Genomic DNA, 17,193 nt, shown 5'->3' with positions numbered 1-17,193 from the left:
GCATCAAGAACAGCAAAGCTAGGGAGAACTGCTGCCGCAGCGGCCGTAGCAAAACGACGACCCCAATCCCTACCCAACGTTCTTCACACAACTTTGTGCGGATCTTACCGAACCAATTTCTGAAAAGCCAGGGCAGCAAACAAGACGTCGGCGCTTGCTAAGTTTGTTTCTTGGGCGGCACAAGTGTGAGCCTCACTGCATTGCCAGACTGATAATAGGTTAGCGTCAATTTCAACTCAGTTTTCGCCGCCACAGGGATAGCCGCTGGTGCAACCGTGCCACCTTGATTACCCGCCTGATTGCCACCCTGGGGCGCAGACTGGGGGGCTGCCTTGGGAGGCTCCACGGCAGTCAGAGACAAGTTGCTTTGTGACACCAAGACAGTCAGCTTTTCCGTGGCGCGCAAAAAGGCCAACACATTGGGGTAGGGCCCCTTGGCCGTGAGCAGCACCTGCTGGGCCTTCAGCCCAGCCGCCTCAAGGGGAGATTTGGGGGGCGCCGCCGGCTGCTCGCCTTTTTGAGCCGTCTTCTCATCCGCCGCTGGAGGCGGCAGTGCCGCCACAGGCTCATACAGATCCAGCTGCACGCCGAGGCGGCTGGCCTCCCGATCCAGCTGGGCCAGGAAGGTGACCAATTCGCCACTCCCTTCGATCAGTTGCAGCACCTTTTGCTGCTTGCGCTCCGCCGCCTCCTGGCTTTCCGCCGTTTTGGCGATCTGGGCCCGCAGCAGGGGGATCCGGCCCTGGATGTCCTCCAGCTGGGCCAGTCGTTCGCTGTCGGACTGCAGCTTCAACCACTGGGGAACCACCCCCACACCCACCACCAAAACCGCCAGCACCGCACCCACCCCGATCGGCAGCCCGAACAGCAAGCGCTGCTGCACCTGGGCGGCATTCCGATCAGCCCCCTCCTGAAGGTTGGTCATCAGAGCAAGCCCTCCTGCTGGAGCAGATCAAGGCGACGCACCAAGCCCTCCGCTCCGAGCTGGGTGAGAATCTGCTTCTCCGCAGGCGGACTGATCGGCGGACGAAAGGTCACCAACAACTCAAAACTCACCGGTCCTGACCCCGCAGCACCCCGTGACGCTTTGACAAGGGTGACGCCATTGGGATCCAGCAACGGGGAGCGCTTCAACTGGAGCAGAAGCGCATTGATGCGGGCAAAGGCCTGGGGATCCCGCGACACCCCCTTGAGCCGGTAGCCACTCCCCTCTTCCGTGGCAGCGGTGAGTTGCACCCCTGCCGGCACCCGCAGCTGCAGATCACGCATCAGCGCCGATCCGGAACGCACCGCAATCAATCCCTTGACCAGATCCGCATTGGCGTTTTCCACCACCTTGAGCTTGCCCTGAGCCGCCGTGAGCTGGGTTTCAAACAACTGCACCTCCGCCTCCACCGTGCCAAGGCGATCCACCGCAGCGCTCACCATCAAGGCGCGCAACAACACGAGCACAGCCATGCCCAGCGAGAGGCCGATCAGGGCAGCACCGATTGCCACGCCCTGCACCAACCGCTGACGCCCCTGCAGGGCAGCCTGAACAGGGTCCGGCAGGTTGAGGCCCTGGCGTTTTTCGCGCAGCAGGTCGAACTGGCTGGTGGTTGGCGTTGTCGTCATTGGACCAGCTCCAAGCTGCCCAGGCCCTGCAAACAGAGGGAGCCAAAGCCATCGTGATCGACCACTTCGGCCTCCAGATCCAGCGCCGGCTCCAACAACGCCTGATCCTCCAGCGGTGCCGCCAACAACAACCGCACCGGCGCGCCGGGAGCCTGCAGGTTCCGGTAAAACGCCAAGCTCTGTTGCAGGGCGGGGATCAGATCGACCATCGGCCCAGGCAACATCCGCTCAAACTCGGGCACGCCCTGGTGCCAGAGGATCAGGCTGGTCTGCTGATCAAGCGGCTGCAACAGCGCCACCAGGGTGCCGGCAGGCGTGGCCGCCAGAGCGTCGCGCAGGCCCCACATCAGGCACACCTGCGACGGCAACAGATGCTGGAGGGTACTGCCGGCGATCGCAAACACCTCCACCCAGGCGTCCACCACCGACCGCTCCGCCGCGATCACCAACGAACTGGCAGGACGACCCGGCAGGGGATGCACATCCAGATAAGCCGCTTCCAGCGAAAACGGCCAGCCCAGATCCGGATTCAGCGCGCGCAGGGCATCGACCGAGTCACCCGGCTGCTGACCCGCCCGCCAATCCACCACCCGCCAGTGAGACGCCTGCCGAGGCAGGGACACCACCAGCTGGGCGTCGATCCCCTCGTACTCCAGCAGCAGGTCGCCCAAAAAATCCCCCACCGCATCCTTGAGCTGCGGCACCCCATCCCGGCAGGTGAGTGCCGGGATGGGAGCGGTCCAGATCGGCTCCTGCGGCCTGCCCCGCTTCACCGGCTGGCCGATCACCAACTGCTCGGACAGATCGACCATCACCAGCTTGGGGAACAGCTGGGCACGGAGGGGGCGCCATGTCTCCTGGAGTCCCGCCAGTACCAACGATCGGATCGGATTGTTCAAGGGAACCTACCGAACTTTCAGCGCCAGGGAAGCCCCGAGCCCACGGCCTCGCCCACATGGGACAGTCCGTGGCGCTCGAGTTGGGTCACCAACCCTTCAAGGATTTCGGGCACCAAGGCCGGGCCGCCGTAGATCCAGCCCGTGTAGAGCTGCACCAGCGAAGCGCCGGCCGTGATCCGCTCCCAGGCGCTCTCGGCTGAATCGATGCCTCCCACTCCGATCAAGGGCAGGGCTGGCCCCGCCGTGGCCCGCAATCGCCGCAGCACCTCCAGGGCCCGGGCCCGCAGCGGCACCCCACTCAGGCCGCCGGCCGCCTCGGCCAGCGTTTGGCCCGTTTGGGCCAAACGGCGCCGCTCCAGCCCCAGGCGGTTGAGGCTGGTGTTCACGGCGATCACACCAGCCAGGCCCTCCTCGTAGGCCATGCGCGCGATCGCATCGATGGCGTCGTCCTCCAGGTCGGGAGCGATCTTCACCAGCAGGGGCGGGCAGGCGGGCAGCCGCCGCAGCCGCTCCACCAGGCGCCGCAGCAGGGTTTCCTCCTGCAGCTCCCGCAGGCCTGGCGTGTTGGGCGAGCTCACGTTGATCACCGCGTAGTCGGCCAGGGGGGCGAGCAGCTCCAGCGATGAGGCGTAGTCGTCGGGGGCGAGCTCCAGCGAGGTGATCTTCGATTTGCCGAGGTTGATGCCCAGCACAGCCGGGCGCCGGCCCGGGGCGGGGAGCTGCTGACGCTCCAGGGTGCGGCGCAAGGCCTGGGCGCCGTCGTTGTTGAAGCCCATGCGGTTCAGCGCCGCCCGCTCCGCCGCCAGGCGAAACAGCCTGGGCCTGGGGTTGCCCGGTTGGCCGTGCCAGGTGACCGTGCCCAGCTCCGCAAAACCAAAGCCGAACAGGTGCCAGATCCCCGCGGCGACGCCGTTCTTGTCGAAGCCGGCCGCGAGCCCCACCGGATTGGCAAAGCGGCAGCCAAACAGGCTCTGCTCCAGCCGGGGATCGGGCCGCTGCAATTCGGCGGCCAGACCGGCCAGGGCGCCACTCACCAGGGGCCACTGGCGCCGCAACGAAGCCTGGGCCAAGGCCGTGAGCGTCAGCTGGCTGAGCTGCTCCGCATCGGCGCCGTCATCCCGGCTGAGCAGCGGCCCCACCAAGCGCCCGTAGAGCGCGCCCGTGTTGGTTGCGGTGCCTGAATCCGCCATCTCCCCGCCTACTCCCGGTCGCCCAATCCTCCCGCGTCGCGTTGCAAACGCCAGCGGCCGCCCTCCAGGGGCAGCACCTGCCAGTCGCGCCAGCGCCAGGGGCTGCTGCGGCGCTCCAGCTGCTGCAGGGGCTGCTCCACCAGCTGGGCCAGCTCCACCAGGCTGAGGCCGTAGCCCTGGGCGGCGAAGCGTTCGGCCAGCTCCAGGCGGGAGAGCAACTGCTGCAAGCCTGGGGGCGGCACATCCGCCTCGATCCGGGCGGTGGTCAGCACCTCGCCGGCGGCCATGGCCGGCATCAGGCCGCGGGAAAAGGCCACGGCGATGGCATCGCAGCGGTCGTTGTCGGGGTCGCCGCTATGCCCCTTCACATGCACCAGCTCCACGCCCGGCAACCGGGCCTGGTCGAGCTGCTCCCACAGATCCCGGTTGAGCACCGCCCCACCGGATGCCGTGCGCCAGCCCTTGCGCTTCCAGCCCTGGATCCACTTGCCGAAGCCGTCGATCAAATAGCGGCTGTCGGTGCGGATCGTCAGCCGGGGATCACGGGGCAGGGCCTTGAGGGCCTCCAGCAGGGCCAGGGCCGCGGTGAGCTCCATGCGGTTGTTGGTGGTGGCCGGGTGGGCCCCGCCCATTTCATGCACCGAGCCGTCGGCAAAGCGCAGCAAGGCTCCCCAGCCCCCGGGGCCAGGGTTGCCGCTGCAGGCGCCATCACAGGCCGCAGCCACCACGTTCACCGGCTTAGCCGCCACTGGACAACCCCAAAAAATTCGCTAAAGAGCATCCCTGACCCACTGTCGCGCCCAGCCATGGACTCCTCCACCCCGGGCCCGTCCGTGGGTCGAACAACAGGACGACTCTTGGCTCGAACTTACCTGGCCCTGGCGGCTGCAGGGCTAGCCGGCGCTGGCGTGGCCGCACTCAGCCCCTGGGCCCAGGCCGCCAACGTGTTCAACAGCCGCCCGCTTGATGCCAGCCGCTTTGCCGTGCTGGCGCGGCCGGTGGGCAACAGCGCCTGGAGCCTGTTGGTGCTCGAGCAGATCAAAACCCAGCCCCTCTGCTGGGAGCAGCGCCCCGACGGCCTGGTCGATCCGGCTCTCAACCGCTTCAACTTCACCGGCATCTGCAGCCGCTACCTCGACAGCAACGGCTACTCCCTGCGCATCGCCGATCAGGATCTGGCCAGCCGCTACCGGCTGCAGCTGCGCCAGAGCGGTACCGAACTGCAGCTGGAGGCCAGCACCACCAGCGATCCCACGGTGCTGGTGGTGGGGCGGGCCCAGGTGCCCGCACGCGAACGGGATGGCTTCGTGGCGCTGAAGCTCGAGCCAGGCTGGGATCTGCAGCGGCGGGCCTATGGCGAGCAGACCCTCAGCCACATCTATTTCGCCAACGCCAGCCCTCTGCCGGAGCTGGTCGCCAAAGCGAGAAGCTCCTCGTCGGGAGGCCCCGGCCAGAAGATGTTCCACGCCAGCCTGCAGCCGCCGGTGGCCCCACCCAGCCTGGTGGCTCAAAACCTGGGCCCGGGGCCGATCCGGCTGCCCGTGATCCCCTTCAGCAACCAATAACCCCGTGACAGTTGCCAGAGAGTCCTCCCGCCCCTCATGGACCCTGAAAGCAGCCGTTAAGTTTCCCTCGTGTGAGGAGTGGGAACGCTCTTCCGGGGTCGAAACGAGGACAGACTCCCAGAATCGTTCCAACTCAGAGCCCTGCCTTCGGCGGGGCTTTTTTATTGGCTCGATCCCCCAACAAAAAGCCGGCCCTGGAAGGGGCCGGCGAGGAGACAGAGGAGCTGTCGACGGACGAGGCAGGGCCGCAAGCGGCCCCAGCGATCACTTGATGGTGACCTTGCCGCCGGCTTCTTCCACGGACTTCTTGATGGTTTCGGCTTCAGCTTTGGCGATGCCTTCCTTGATGGCCTTAGGAGCGGCTTCCACCAGAGCCTTGGCTTCGCCCAGGCCGAGGCCGGTGGCCTCGCGGACAGCCTTCAGCACCCTGATCTTCGCCGTATCTTCGAAGCCATCGAGGATGACGTCGAATTCGGTCTTCTCTTCGGCGGCTTCAGCACCACCACCGCCAGCGGCGGGGGCGGCCATCATCACGCCAGCGGCGGGAGCGGCGGACACACCGAAAGCCTCTTCGATCTGCTTGACGAGCTCGGAAGCCTCAAGCAGCGAAAGGGTTTTCAGCGATTCGAGAATCTTGTCGGTAGTAGCGGACATGGTTGGGAATCAGCAACAGATCTGTTTGTGAACAGTCGGATCGAGGGAGCTCGAACTCGCGAAATGCGATCAGCCTTCGCCGGATTCGGCGTGCTGGTTGAGCGCCCGGGCAAGGCCGGACGGAACCTCGTTGATGCCCACAGCCAGCTTGGTGGCCACGGCATTGATCGCACCGGCGATCTGGGCCATGAGCACCTCCTTGGAGGGCAGATCCCCGATGGCCTTGATGTCGTTCTGAGAGAGGAGCTTGCCTTCGAAAAGGCCACCCTTCACATCCGACTTCTTCGTGTCCTTCTGGAAGGACTGCACGGCCTTCACCGCACCACCCACATCGCCCTTGACCAGGACGAAGGCGTTGGTGCCGGTGAGCAGGGAATCGAGATTCGACCAGGCGCTATCGCCATCAATGGCCCGGCGCATCAAGGTGTTTTTGGTCACCTTGCACACACCGTTGCTGGCCTGCAGACGGGTCCGCAGATCAGACATCTCCTTGATGGTCAGGCCCTTGAAATCAAGGACCAACGCCATTTCGGCCTCGCCGAGGAGCCCTTTGAGCTCTTCGACGATCTGTTGCTTGTTCTCCAGAGTGCGGCCCATAGGGAAGGAACGGATCGGGGGAACAAGCCGGGTACGCGGCCCTGACGCCCCTGGAGGGGGCTCGAGGCCGCGGCCTGTTCAACACCCGATGCAATCCAGCTGACGATCAGCTGAGCCGCGGCGGAGAACCAAACCAGTCGCGTGAACCTCGGCAGGACTTATGGGCGTGAACCCACCTGCTGTCTGGGGTAGGGCGCGTGCCCTTCTGGCCTAAGCCAGTTAGCCACCCTACACCACAGCAATTCAACCCTCCTGCTTGATGTCCTGCAGGGCCGAGAAGTCCACTTCCACCGAGGGGCCCATGGTGGAGGTCACATAGAGGCTCCTCCAGTAGCGGCCCTTGGCACCGCTGGGCTTGTTGCGGTCGATGGTTTCCTGCAGGGCCTTGAGGTTGTCGAGCAGCTTGGCCGCATCGAAGCTGGCCTTGCCGAAGCGCACGTGCACGATGCCGGTGCGGTCGGCGCGGAACTCGAGCTTGCCGGCCTTGAACTCGTTGATGGCACCAGCCAGATCGGTGGTGACAGTGCCGGCCTTGGGGTTCGGCATCAGACCCCGGGGACCCAGCACCCGGCCCAGCTTGGCCACCTTGGGCATCATGTCGGGGGTGGCGATCAGCAGGTCGAAATCCATCTCGCCCTTGGCGATCTGATCCACCAATTCGTCGTCGCCGGCCAGGTCGGCACCGGCTGCCTTGGCAGCGGCCACAGCTTCACCGCGGGCGATTACCGCAATGCGAATCGACTGACCGGTGCCATGGGGCAGGGCCACGGTGGTGCGCAGCTGCTGGTCGGTGTATTTGGGGTCGATCCCGAGGCGCACGTGGGCCTCCAGGGTCTCGTCGAATTTGGCGTTGGCGTTGGCCTTGACCAGCTCAATGGCCTCGAGGGGGGTGTAGCTGCGGTCTTCAACCGTGGCGCTGAGCGCGGAAAAACGCTTGGAAATTTTGGGCATGGTGGGAATGGGGTGCGAGCGATTCAGAATGGGGCCCCTCAGGGCTGCCTGGATCTCCCCCGGCTAAGGGTGGATGGGTTTGGGGATTTAATCGTTGACGGCGACGCCCATGTTGCGGGCGGTGCCTTCGATGATGCGCATGGCCGATTCAACGCTGGTGCAGTTGAGGTCGGGCAGCTTGGTCTTGGCAATCTCCTCGAGCTGGGCGCGGCTGATGGCGCCGACGCTGCCCTTGGCGGAGGTGGCGGCACCCTTCTCGATACCGGCTGCCTTGGAGATCAGCACGGAAGCGGGAGGGGTCTTGGTGATGAAGGTGAAGCTGCGGTCTTCGAAGACCGAAATTTCAACCGGAATCACATAACCGGCCTTCTCCTGCGTCCGAGCGTTGTACTCCTTGCAGAACGCCATGATGTTGACGCCGTGCTGACCGAGGGCAGGGCCCACCGGCGGTGCAGGGTTGGCTTTGCCGGCCTGGAGGGCCAGCTTGATAACGGCAACGACTTTCTTGGCCATCGTCTCGGGCTACTGGGGCAAATTCTGCGGATCACCCCCATCGCCGGAGGTGTGGACTGAACGGCCGTCCTCCGCAGGGAGACGGCCGCTGAGCTGGGCCGAGGCCTAGCTCTGTTTGCTGATCTGGGAAAACTCCAGCTCCACCGGGGTTTCCCGGCCAAAGATCGAGAGCAGGGCCTTGAGCTTGTTGCGCTCGCCGCTCACCTCGATCACCTCGCCCTGGAAGTCTTTGAACGGACCGGCCGTGACCAGGATCTGATCGCCCTCGGTGAGGTCGACCTTGACGACGGCCTTCTTCTCGGCGGCCCGCTTGAAAATCCGGTCCACCTCGGAGCGGCTCAAGGGGCGGGGCTTGATGTGGCCCCGGGCCTTGGCGGTGGCACGCCGCTCTTCCGCCCCCACGAAATTGATCACGTTGGGGGTGCTGCGCACCGCCATCATCGTGTCCTCATCCAGGATCATCCGCACCAGCACGTAGCCGGGAAACACCTTCTCCTCCGTGCTCTGGCGGGAGCCATCCTTCTTGAGCTTCACCCCCGGGGTCTGGGGGATCTCGATCTCCAGGATGCGGTTGTCCACGCCGAGGGTGACGGCCCGCTGCTCAAGGGTGGCTTTGACCTTCTTCTCACAGCTGGAGGCCACCTGCACGGCGTACCAGCGGGCCACCTGGAGCTTTTCGCCGCTGGCGGCGGGCACCTCCAGCGCCTCTGCTGCAGGCTCCAGAACGTCGAGGGGGCTCTCAGACAGGGGCTCGGACACGGGGCTCAAGAAAGGAACGGGATCAACGAAACACTTGACGAAGCACTGGCCTTAACGGGACACAGGCTCAACGAAACACCTGAAGGGCGGCCCAGCCGTAGAAGCGATCAATCGCAGCGATCGCCGCCGCCGAGAGACTCACCATCAAGATCACGGCCACCGATTCACTGAACAGCTGCTGGCGACTGGGCCAGACCACCTTGCGCAATTCCGCCAGAGTGGCGGCAGCAAAGCCCTGGGGCTCGGCTGGCGGTGTGGGCTGATCAGGGGTAGGGGAATCTGGATTGATGGCGTCGGAATCCACGGGCGCTGGCGCACGGGGACGTCCGCGCGTATCGGCAAACGGCCACCCTACCCGAGGGGCACAAAGGTCAAGGGAGTGCCGGGCTCAACGCGCACACCCCGGGCGCCGCTGAAGCGCTCCGCCAGCAGCTCGGTGGCCAGGGGATTCTCCAGCTGACGGCGCAGCACCCGCCGCAGGGGCCGAGCGCCGTATTCGGGCTCATAGCCCTGCTCGGCCAGGGCCTGCACCACCGGCTCCGGCACCTCCAGCTCCAGGTGCTGCTCCGCCAGCAGGCGGGCCAGCTCGGCCAGCTGCAGGCGCACGATCCGCTGCAGATCCGCCGGCCCCAGCGGCCGGAAGCGGATCACCTCGTCGATCCGGTTGAGGAATTCCGGCCGGAACTGGGACGCCAGCGCCTGGTCGATCTGCTGGTCAAGCCAGGTCTGCTGCTCTTCAGCTCGTGAGGAATCGGCCCGGGCGCTCTCGAGGATGGCGCGGCTGGCCAGGTTGCTGGTCATGATCACCACCGTGTGGCGGAAATCCACGGTGCGGCCCTGGGAATCGGTGAGCCGGCCGTCGTCGAGCACCTGCAGCAGCAGGTTGAACACCTCCGGGTGGGCCTTCTCCACCTCATCGAGCAGCAGCACCGCGTAGGGCCGGCGCCGCACCGCCTCGGTGAGCTGGCCACCCTCCTCGTAGCCCACGTAGCCGGGGGGCGCCCCCACCAGCCGGGCCACGGCGTTGCGCTCCATGAATTCGCTCATGTCGAGCCGCACCAGGGCGTCGTCCTCGTCGAAGAGAGACGCCGCCAGGGCCTTGGCCAACTCGGTTTTGCCCACGCCGGTGGGGCCCAGAAACAGAAAGGAGCCCACCGGCCGGGTGGGCGACTGCATCCCCGCCCGGGCCCGCCGGATCGCCGCGGCCACCGCCGCCACCGCCTCCGGCTGGCCAACCACCCGCTCGCCCAGGCTGGCCTCCAGCTCCAGCAGCTTCTGACGCTCACCAGCCAGCAGCCGCTGCACCGGAATGCCGGTCCAGCGGGCCACCACATCGGCGATGTCGCCCTCCTCCACCTGCTCCCGCAGGATCGTTTCCCCCTGCAACTCCGCCTCGAGGGTTTCGCGGCGCTGCTGCAGGGCATTGAGCTGGTCGTGCTGCAGCCGAGCCGCCTCCTCGTAGTCGCCGTCGCGCTCGGCTTCGGCGATGGCGTGGCGCAGGTCTTCGTCCTGCTGCAGCAGGTCGCGCAGCTCCGCCAGCCGCTCCCGCTCGGCCTGCCAGCGCTGCTGCACCCGCTGCAAAGCCTCGGTGGCCTGGCGGCGCTGCTCCTGCCACTGCACCCGCTCCTCCAGCGGCGCCGCCTCGGCCGAGAGCAGGGCCAGCTCCACCCGGCGCAGCTCGGCCTCGGCCGCCTCCACCAGCTGGGGCTTGGAGGTCACCTCCATGCGCAGCTGGGCTGCGGCCTCATCCACCAGATCAATGGCCGAATCGGGCAGGCAGCGGTCGGTGATGTAGCGGTCGGCCAACCGGGCGGCCGCCACCAGGGCCGGATCGGTGATCGCCACGCCGTGGTGCAGCTCGTAGCGCTCCTTGAGCCCCCGCAGGATCTCCACGCTGATGTCGAGGCCGGGCTCCTTGATCAACACCTGCTGGAAGCGGCGCTCCAGGGCCGGATCCTTCTCGATGCTGCGGCGGTAGTCCTCGGGAGTGGTGGCGCCGATGCAACGCAGGTAGCCCTGGGCCAGGGCCGGCTTGAGCACGCTGCCGGCATCGGCATTGGAGCGGTCGTTGCTCACCACCGTGTGCAGCTCGTCGATGAACAGCACCACCCCTGCGGCACCCGGCACCGCATCGGCGTCGCGCACCTCCTTGAGCACGGCCCGCAGGCGCTCCTCAAACTGGCCGCGAAACTTGGCGCCAGCGATCAGAGCGCCCAGATCGAGCGCCACCAGCCGCAGACCCTGGAGCGAATCCGGCACTTCACCGGCCACGATCCGCTGGGCCAGCAGCTCGGCCACGGCGGTCTTGCCGACGCCGGGCTCGCCGATCAGCACCGGGTTGTTCTTGCTGCGGCGGGAGAGCACCTGGATCAGGCGGCGCATCTCCAGGTCGCGGCCGATCACCGGATCGAGCTCACCGGCGCGGGCCGCTGCGGTGAGGTCGCGGCCGTAGCGCTCCAGGGCGCTGGGCTCAAGCGGCTCCTGCTCCAACCGCAGCTCGGCGCTGGGCGCTGCTGCCGGTGGCGGGGCGGGAGTGGCGGTATCGATCCAGGCGTCGGGAGGTGCCGCGGGGGCAGCTGGGGGCGGTGCAGACACCGGGGCCGCCGCAGCCCCACTGGGCCGGAACTGCCGCAGCAACAGGTCTTCGCTGAGACCCTCCGGCCCCAGCAGAGAGGCACCGATGCGGGGCTCCCGCACCAGGGCCACCAGCAGATGGGGCACCTCCAAAAGGCGCGCGTCCCAGGCGGCCCGGCAGCGGTCGGCGTCCTCGAGCAGGTCTTCCAGGGCATCGCCGATGTAGAGCTCGCTACCGCTGCCACCGGGCTGGTCGGCGCAGAAGCTCTCGAGCCGATCCAACAGGCGATCGGGATCGAGGGGCAGGCGATCCAGCCAGCAGCCAAAGCGCCGCTCCAGCAGCAGGGCCTGCAGCAGGTGCTCCACGTCCATGGCGCCATGACGCCAGCGCCGGGCCGTGTCCTGGGCGGCCAGGAGCAGCTCCCAGGCGTCGTCGCTGAAACGATCGGGATCGCTGGTGAGGCTGGAGGGCACTGGATCGGCGCGCATGGGCTTGCGGGGTCAGCCGCGGGACGAGAGCTGGATCAGTTCCACCTTGTAGCCATCGGGATCCTCCACAAAGGCGATCACCGTGGTGCCGTGCTTCATCGGCCCGGGTTCTCGCACCACCTTGCCGCCCTTGACGCGGATGGCGTCGCAAACGGCCTGGATGTCATCCACCCCCAGGGCGATGTGGCCGTAGCCGCTGCCAAGGTCGTACTGGCTGGTGTCCCAGTTGTGGGTGAGCTCCAGCACGGTGTTGTCGGCCTCATCGCCATAGCCGACAAAGGCCAGGGTGAAGCGCCCGGAGGGGTAATCCTTGCGGCGCAGCAATTGCATGCCCAGCACCTCCGTATAGAAGGAGAGGGAACGCTCCAGATCTCCCACCCGGAGCATGGTGTGCAGCATGCGCATCAATCAACCCGGCCGAGCATCAACCAGGACTCACGAACTCCCATTCTGGCCAGCAACTTCAGCCGTTGTACCGAGTGGCACAAAAGGAGCGGAGGGGGTGCCCCATAGGATCGCCAATCAGACAGCCGTGGCGCGCCAACGTGATTGACTCCCTCGACCTTGTGATCGACACCGTGGTGGCACGGGAGGTGCTCGATTCGCGCGGCACGCCCACCGTGGAGGCCGAGGTGCTGCTGGAGGGTGGTGCCAGCGGCCGGGCGATCGTGCCGAGCGGTGCCAGCACCGGCGCCCATGAAGCCCACGAGCTGCGCGATGGCGGCAGCCGCTACTTCGGCAAGGGGGTGACCCAGGCCGTCAACAACATCGAAGAGCGCATCGCCCCGGCCCTGTGCGGCCTCAGCGCCCTGGATCAGAGCGCCGTCGATGGCGCCATGGCCGAACTGGACGGCAGCGACAACAAGTCGAGCCTCGGCGCCAATGCCGTGCTGGCCGTGAGCCTGGCCACCGCCCGGGCTGCCGCCAACGGCGTGGGCCTGCCCCTCTACCGCTACCTGGGTGGCCCGCTGGCCAATCTGCTGCCGGTGCCGCTGATGAACGTGATCAACGGCGGCGCCCACGCTTCCAACAACATGGACTTCCAGGAGTTCATGCTGGTGCCCCACGGCGCCAGCAGCTTCCGCGAAGCCCTGCGCATGGGCGCTGAGGTGTTCCACACCCTCAAGGGCCTGCTCCACGACCAGGGCCTGTCCACCTCCGTGGGTGATGAGGGTGGCTTCGCCCCCAACCTGGCCAGCAACGATGCCGCCGGTGAGCTGCTGATCCAGGCGATCGAAAAAGCCGGCTACCGCCCCGGCGACCAGATCTCCCTGGCCCTGGATGTGGCCAGCACGGAGTTTTACAAGGACGGCCGCTACACCTTCGGCGGCGGCAGCTACAGCAGCGCCGAGATGGTCGACCAGCTGGCCCAACTGGCGAGCCGCTTCCCGATCGTGTCGATCGAGGATGGCGTGGCCGAGGACGACTGGGACGGCTGGGCCCTGCTGACCGAAAAACTGGGCAAAACCGTGCAACTCGTCGGTGACGACCTGTTTGTTACCAACACCGCCCGGCTGCAGCGCGGCATTGATCTGGGTGTGGCCAACTCGATCCTGATCAAGGTGAACCAGATCGGCTCCCTCACCGAAACCCTGCAGGCGATCGATCTGGCCGGCCGCGCCGGCTACACCAGCGTGATCAGCCACCGCTCCGGCGAAACCGAAGACACCACCATCGCCGATCTGGCCGTGGCCACCCGGGCTGGCCAGATCAAGACGGGCTCCCTCAGCCGCTCCGATCGGGTGGCCAAGTACAACCAGCTGCTGCGCATCGAAGACGAGCTGGGCAGCCAGGCGATCTACGCCGGCGCCGAGGATCGGGGCCCCCGCGGCAAGGCCTGATCCACGGAGCTGATCCACGGTGCTGATCCACAGTGCGAAGGATCAGCCCTGGCCCACCCCAGGCAACTGATCCAGGCGCCCATCGCGCTTGAGCCGGCCCTGAAGCTTGAGCCAGCTCAGGCCCAGGGGCAGGCCAGCCACAAGGGGGATCGCCACCAAAGCTGGCCGCGCACTGGCTGCCAGCAGGGCCGCAGCCACCGCCAGCCCTGCCAGCAGCATCGACTGGCCAGCAGCCTGCTGGGCCAGGGCGAGCCGGCGCAGCAGCCGATCAGTTTCTCCGGCCCGGATCTGCACCTGCAGATCGCCCTGCTCGATGCGGGCCAGGCTGTCGTCGAGGCGTTTGGGGATGCCCAGGGCGCGGCTGCCTACCTCAGCGGCCTGCCGTGAAATCTCATTGAACAATTCGCTGCCGAAGCGGTCGCCACTGCCGCCACTGCCACCGCCCACACCGCTTCCCGAACCGCTTGAAGTCATCAGAGGAAGCAGGTAAGGACGAGCAATCGCCACCAGGCTAAAGCCGCTATCGAGGCTGCGGCCGACCCCCTCGAAGGTGGAGAGCGCCCGCATCACGAAGATCAGCTCTGGCGGCAGGCGGAAGGGCTGGCCGTAGACCAGGTCGTAGAGATCGCCCGACAACCGCTCCAGCACGTTGGCGGAGAAGGGGGGCGTCAGGGCCTCCTCGAGCATCACGCGCACCAGGCGGCGCACCGGCCCGGGATCGACGCCAGGGGCAATCACCCCAGCCTGTTGCAGTTCCGCCACCAGGCCGCTGGCATCGCGGGCCGCGGCGGCGCGCACCATGGTGCCCAGGCGGCCCCGGAGCTGACCCGACAACTGGCCCATCATGCCGAAGTCGTAGTAGATGAGCGCTCCGTCGGGGGCTACGGCCAAGTTGCCGGGGTGGGGATCGGCGTGGAAAAAGCCAAAGCGCACCAGCTGCTGCAGATAACTGGCCGCACCCTTCTCGGCCACCGCCGCGGGCACGATGCCGGCCTCGAGCAACGCCTGACGGTCGGTGATCTTGATGCCGGGCACGTAGTCGAGGCACAACACCCGCCGGGTGCTCAGCTCCCACACCACTGCGGGAATGCGGATGCCGGGATCATCAAGAAACTGCTGGCGGAAGCGGGCCGCATGCTCCGCTTCGAGGCGGAAGTCGAGCTCCCGCAGCAACACCCGCCGGCACTCCTGGGCGATGCCGATCCAGTCGCGGCCGCGGCCCCAGCGGGGATGGCGCTGCACCGCGGCGGCCACCTGCTGCAGCACCTCCAGATCCAGCCGGAAGGTGCGCTCCAGGCCAGGGCGCTGCACCTTGAGCACCACCTGACGGCCGCTGCGCAGGCTGGCGCGATGCACCTGGGCCAGGCTGGCGGAACCGAGTGGTTCGGCTTCAAGGTCGATGATTTCAGCGCAGCGCTCACCCAGCTCCTGCTCCAGCAGGTCCTGCACCACGGTGAAGGGGAAGGCGGGCACCCGGTCTTGGAGGGTGGCCAACTCCTCGACGAGCTCCGCGGGCATCACGTCCGGCCGGGCCGACAACAACTGACCCAACTTGATGAAGGCCGAGCCCAGGGCCAGAAATTCCTGGGTGAGCCAGCGGGCCCGGCGACGCTGACGCCGTTGCCGGCGCTCCAGGGTGACGCCACCGGGATAGGTCCAATCCTGACCGTCCCACCACAGCCCCAGCACAAGGGCCAGGGCCAACCACCAGATGCGCAGCGGCCGCAGAATCACGAACGCTGGTCCAGACGTCGCGCCAGTGCCGCCACCCGAGCGCGCAGGGCATCGATCTGATCCTGGGGATCGAGAGGGCCAGCGGCGGTCGGGGCCGCTTCAGGCCCTTCTGCCTCCCCCCGTTCGATCCGGGCCGCCTCGGCTTCCACCTCCTCCCAGAACAACTGCAGCTCCTGGCGCAGCCGCTCGGGCGCATCCTGGGCGAGCAGGGCCAGGTTGGCGGCTGCATCGACGAGACCGCTGCCCAGCCGAACCCCCAGTCGCTGCACGGCGGCCTGCACTAACGATTGCGGCGCACTCATCGCGGCCCGGCCTCTGGGGAGAACTGTGGCAGATCCGCACTCGGCAGCTGGGGCGGCGGTGGGGCCTCCAAGCGGGGGACAGGAGCTGTCGGCCGGGGCATCGGAAGCGGCGCCGGGTCCAGAGGGGCCTCACGCAAGCCAGCCCCTGGATCGGGGGTGGGCTGATCCTCAGGCTTTGCCGCCGGTGGATCAGCCGTGGGCTTGTTCTCCAGCTCCAGCAGATCCAAATCGCCGCGAATCTCCTGATTGTCTGCGCCAAACCGCAGCCGCAGGCTCTCCAGCGTGATGCCGGGAAAGGGCCTCATCTCAAAGCCCTGACCCAACCGCACCAATGAAGGCAATTGCAGGGCAAGCAGCCGGTGGGTGATGCCGTAGCCAAAGCCAAAGCAAACACCCACCACCAATGGCACCTGCCAGTGTGACCGAGGGCGAGCAGGAGCGGGAGCAGCGACCTGGGCGTGTGCCATGAGGTTCACCCTAAGAGGGAAGGCCTGGCCAGGGCGGAGCGTTTCGGGCTTCAGCCATCGTCATCGGCGTGCGGCATCCCGCAGCTCCTGAACAGGGAGACAGCCAAGGGTTTGCCCCTGGCTGAATCGCTGCAGAGCTTGGCTGGTGCTGCCCAGATCAACGGGCGGCCTGTCGTGGCGGGTTTTGGTTTCAAAAGCGCCAACGCTGCGCATGGTCCGCAATGTCAAAGCCCCAGCTCCTACGTCGTGTAATCGGCGTTAGTGCCAACGTAATACAAAAACCATTGCCACAACAGGGTTTTGAGGTTCTTAGGTTACCGTAAGCATACCGTAAGCGTTCCTGAAATCCCTTGCCACACGGTGACCGCTGTAAGCGTTCCGTAAGCAAACGGCAGGATTTTGCGCCTTGCCGAGGGCAGGAAGCACCCCTGTGGCGAAGGTTCTACACAAGCGCCCCATCGCCCACGTGACGTGACCCCCTTTACTGGTCCAGTTCTTATGAGAGCTGATGGGGTGATCAAGCCGCTTTCCATTGCTGGAGGACTTCCAGGGGCGTACGCCCCTGGAGCGCCGAATGCGGTCTGTAGACGTTGTACTCCATTCGGTGCTGTCCTGCCAACAGCCTGGCTTCCTGCACCGTGGTGAACAGTTCGATGTTCAGGAACTCGTCCCTAAATCGGCCGTTGAACGACTCCACAAATGGGTTCTCCCAGGGTGAGCCCGGCGGGATATACGCCGTTCCCATACCGCTGCCTGTGCACCACTCCTGCAGGGCATGGGCAATGAACTCAGGGCCATTGTCCATCCGCAGGTGGGTGGGCGCTGGATACAGCTTCAGCAGCTCCTCGATCGTGTCGATCACATCCACAGCCTGACAGCGCCGGCCCACCCGAATTGCCAGGCAGACCCGGCTGAATTCGTCGATCACGTTCAGGAACTTGAGCGTGCGGCCATCCATCGTCTGGTCGAACTGGAAGTCGATCGCCCACACGTGGTGCGGGTATTCGGCCCTCAGGAGATCTCTGGATCCGTCTGTGGGCCTTG

General features: G+C 66.5%; 19 protein-coding genes. 2 read left to right on the top strand and 17 right to left on the bottom strand.

Annotation, left to right across the window (positions count from 1 at the left end; translation table 11 throughout):
* Positions 1-157: 157 nt before the first annotated feature.
* Genes KBY70_RS08060 through KBY70_RS08040 form a run of 5 tightly spaced genes read right to left on the bottom strand, consistent with a single transcriptional unit; the run spans position 158 to position 4,431 of the window.
* Entirely contained in the window at positions 158-925 is a 768-nt protein-coding gene (locus KBY70_RS08060; protein ID WP_254988066.1) for a hypothetical protein, read from the bottom strand.
* Complete coding sequence (locus KBY70_RS08055) at positions 925-1,614, bottom strand: PilN domain-containing protein (RefSeq protein WP_254988065.1); 690 nt, start codon at positions 1,612-1,614, stop codon at positions 925-927. The genes KBY70_RS08060 and KBY70_RS08055 overlap by 1 nt, the downstream gene beginning before the upstream one ends.
* Entirely contained in the window at positions 1,611-2,513 is a 903-nt protein-coding gene (locus KBY70_RS08050) for a hypothetical protein (protein WP_254988064.1), read from the bottom strand. The genes KBY70_RS08055 and KBY70_RS08050 overlap by 4 nt, the downstream gene beginning before the upstream one ends.
* A gap of 17 nt (positions 2,514-2,530) precedes the next feature.
* Positions 2,531-3,703, bottom strand: a complete 1,173-nt coding sequence (locus tag KBY70_RS08045; protein WP_254988062.1) for a quinone-dependent dihydroorotate dehydrogenase — start codon at positions 3,701-3,703, stop codon at positions 2,531-2,533.
* An 8-nt stretch (positions 3,704-3,711) separates the two neighbouring features.
* Entirely contained in the window at positions 3,712-4,431 is a 720-nt protein-coding gene (locus KBY70_RS08040; RefSeq protein WP_254988154.1) for a ribonuclease H, read from the bottom strand.
* A gap of 78 nt (positions 4,432-4,509) precedes the next feature.
* Between KBY70_RS08040 and KBY70_RS08035 the strand changes: the two genes are divergently transcribed.
* Positions 4,510-5,268, top strand: coding sequence for a DUF3747 domain-containing protein (locus KBY70_RS08035; protein ID WP_094560878.1), 759 nt, complete (start codon positions 4,510-4,512; stop codon positions 5,266-5,268).
* Between the two features lie 264 nt (positions 5,269-5,532).
* On the opposite strand, the gene rplL is transcribed toward KBY70_RS08035, so the two are convergent.
* The 8 genes from rplL to gloA all read right to left on the bottom strand — a co-directional run bounded on the left by rplL (position 5,533) and on the right by gloA (position 12,210).
* A complete protein-coding gene (gene rplL, locus KBY70_RS08030; RefSeq protein ID WP_094560880.1) occupies positions 5,533-5,922 on the bottom strand; it encodes a 50S ribosomal protein L7/L12 in 390 nt (129 codons plus the stop codon).
* Positions 5,923-5,991: 69 nt separating this feature from the next.
* A complete protein-coding gene (gene rplJ / locus KBY70_RS08025; protein WP_094560882.1) occupies positions 5,992-6,519 on the bottom strand; it encodes a 50S ribosomal protein L10 in 528 nt (175 codons plus the stop codon).
* A 243-nt stretch (positions 6,520-6,762) separates the two neighbouring features.
* Positions 6,763-7,470: a 50S ribosomal protein L1 gene (gene rplA, locus KBY70_RS08020; protein ID WP_094560884.1), complete on the bottom strand. Its 708-nt coding sequence runs from the start codon at positions 7,468-7,470 to the stop codon at positions 6,763-6,765.
* 87 nt (positions 7,471-7,557) lie between these two features.
* Entirely contained in the window at positions 7,558-7,983 is a 426-nt protein-coding gene (rplK, locus tag KBY70_RS08015; protein WP_106632872.1) for a 50S ribosomal protein L11, read from the bottom strand.
* Between the two features lie 105 nt (positions 7,984-8,088).
* Entirely contained in the window at positions 8,089-8,706 is a 618-nt protein-coding gene (nusG, locus tag KBY70_RS08010; protein WP_254988153.1) for a transcription termination/antitermination protein NusG, read from the bottom strand.
* Between the two features lie 103 nt (positions 8,707-8,809).
* On the bottom strand, positions 8,810-9,031 hold the full coding sequence (secE, locus tag KBY70_RS08005) for a preprotein translocase subunit SecE (protein ID WP_233128632.1): 222 nt from the start codon (positions 9,029-9,031) through the stop codon (positions 8,810-8,812).
* A 62-nt stretch (positions 9,032-9,093) separates the two neighbouring features.
* Positions 9,094-11,805: an ATP-dependent Clp protease ATP-binding subunit gene (locus KBY70_RS08000; RefSeq protein ID WP_254988061.1), complete on the bottom strand. Its 2,712-nt coding sequence runs from the start codon at positions 11,803-11,805 to the stop codon at positions 9,094-9,096.
* Positions 11,806-11,817: 12 nt separating this feature from the next.
* The gene (gene gloA, locus KBY70_RS07995) at positions 11,818-12,210 is read right to left on the bottom strand and encodes a lactoylglutathione lyase (protein WP_254988060.1); all 393 of its coding nucleotides are present in this window, start codon (positions 12,208-12,210) and stop codon (positions 11,818-11,820) included.
* A 140-nt stretch (positions 12,211-12,350) separates the two neighbouring features.
* Here gloA and eno point away from each other — a divergent pair, with 140 nt between their 5' ends.
* On the top strand, positions 12,351-13,646 hold the full coding sequence (eno, locus tag KBY70_RS07990) for a phosphopyruvate hydratase (protein WP_254988059.1): 1,296 nt from the start codon (positions 12,351-12,353) through the stop codon (positions 13,644-13,646).
* A 42-nt stretch (positions 13,647-13,688) separates the two neighbouring features.
* Here eno and KBY70_RS07985 read toward each other — a convergent pair whose 3' ends face one another.
* The 4 genes from KBY70_RS07985 to KBY70_RS07970 form a co-directional block, all read right to left on the bottom strand.
* Complete coding sequence (locus KBY70_RS07985; protein ID WP_254988057.1) at positions 13,689-15,380, bottom strand: ABC1 kinase family protein; 1,692 nt, start codon at positions 15,378-15,380, stop codon at positions 13,689-13,691.
* The gene (locus KBY70_RS07980; protein ID WP_094560898.1) at positions 15,377-15,682 is read right to left on the bottom strand and encodes a hypothetical protein; all 306 of its coding nucleotides are present in this window, start codon (positions 15,680-15,682) and stop codon (positions 15,377-15,379) included. Before KBY70_RS07980 ends, KBY70_RS07985 begins: the two co-directional genes overlap by 4 nt.
* Positions 15,679-16,080, bottom strand: a complete 402-nt coding sequence (locus tag KBY70_RS07975; protein ID WP_254988055.1) for a hypothetical protein — start codon at positions 16,078-16,080, stop codon at positions 15,679-15,681. The genes KBY70_RS07980 and KBY70_RS07975 overlap by 4 nt, the downstream gene beginning before the upstream one ends.
* A 586-nt stretch (positions 16,081-16,666) precedes the next feature.
* Positions 16,667-17,140, bottom strand: coding sequence for an integrase core domain-containing protein (locus KBY70_RS07970; protein ID WP_254988053.1), 474 nt, complete (start codon positions 17,138-17,140; stop codon positions 16,667-16,669).
* Positions 17,141-17,193: the final 53 nt, after the last annotated feature.

This window comes from Cyanobium sp. ATX 6E8 (genome assembly GCF_024346335.1).
In the GTDB taxonomy this organism is placed as follows: domain Bacteria; phylum Cyanobacteriota; class Cyanobacteriia; order PCC-6307; family Cyanobiaceae; genus Cyanobium_A.
The sequence above is the reverse complement of the archived record's forward strand: the minus strand, read 5'-3'. Positions and strand labels throughout refer to the sequence as shown.

What these genes read in the sequence shown, in the direction of transcription:
- KBY70_RS08060 (WP_254988066.1), bottom strand. Translation starts at nt 925, where the DNA reads ATGACCAACCTTCAGGAGGGGGCTGATCGGAATGCCGCCCAGGTGCAG.
- KBY70_RS08055 (WP_254988065.1), bottom strand. Translation starts at nt 1,614, where the DNA reads ATGACGACAACGCCAACCACCAGCCAGTTCGACCTGCTGCGCGAAAAA.
- KBY70_RS08045 (WP_254988062.1), bottom strand. Translation starts at nt 3,703, where the DNA reads ATGGCGGATTCAGGCACCGCAACCAACACGGGCGCGCTCTACGGGCGC.
- KBY70_RS08035 (WP_094560878.1), top strand. Translation starts at nt 4,510, where the DNA reads ATGGACTCCTCCACCCCGGGCCCGTCCGTGGGTCGAACAACAGGACGA.
- rplL (WP_094560880.1), bottom strand. Translation starts at nt 5,922, where the DNA reads ATGTCCGCTACTACCGACAAGATTCTCGAATCGCTGAAAACCCTTTCG.
- rplJ (WP_094560882.1), bottom strand. Translation starts at nt 6,519, where the DNA reads ATGGGCCGCACTCTGGAGAACAAGCAACAGATCGTCGAAGAGCTCAAA.
- rplA (WP_094560884.1), bottom strand. Translation starts at nt 7,470, where the DNA reads ATGCCCAAAATTTCCAAGCGTTTTTCCGCGCTCAGCGCCACGGTTGAA.
- rplK (WP_106632872.1), bottom strand. Translation starts at nt 7,983, where the DNA reads ATGGCCAAGAAAGTCGTTGCCGTTATCAAGCTGGCCCTCCAGGCCGGC.
- KBY70_RS08000 (WP_254988061.1), bottom strand. Translation starts at nt 11,805, where the DNA reads ATGCGCGCCGATCCAGTGCCCTCCAGCCTCACCAGCGATCCCGATCGT.
- gloA (WP_254988060.1), bottom strand. Translation starts at nt 12,210, where the DNA reads ATGCGCATGCTGCACACCATGCTCCGGGTGGGAGATCTGGAGCGTTCC.
- KBY70_RS07980 (WP_094560898.1), bottom strand. Translation starts at nt 15,682, where the DNA reads ATGAGTGCGCCGCAATCGTTAGTGCAGGCCGCCGTGCAGCGACTGGGG.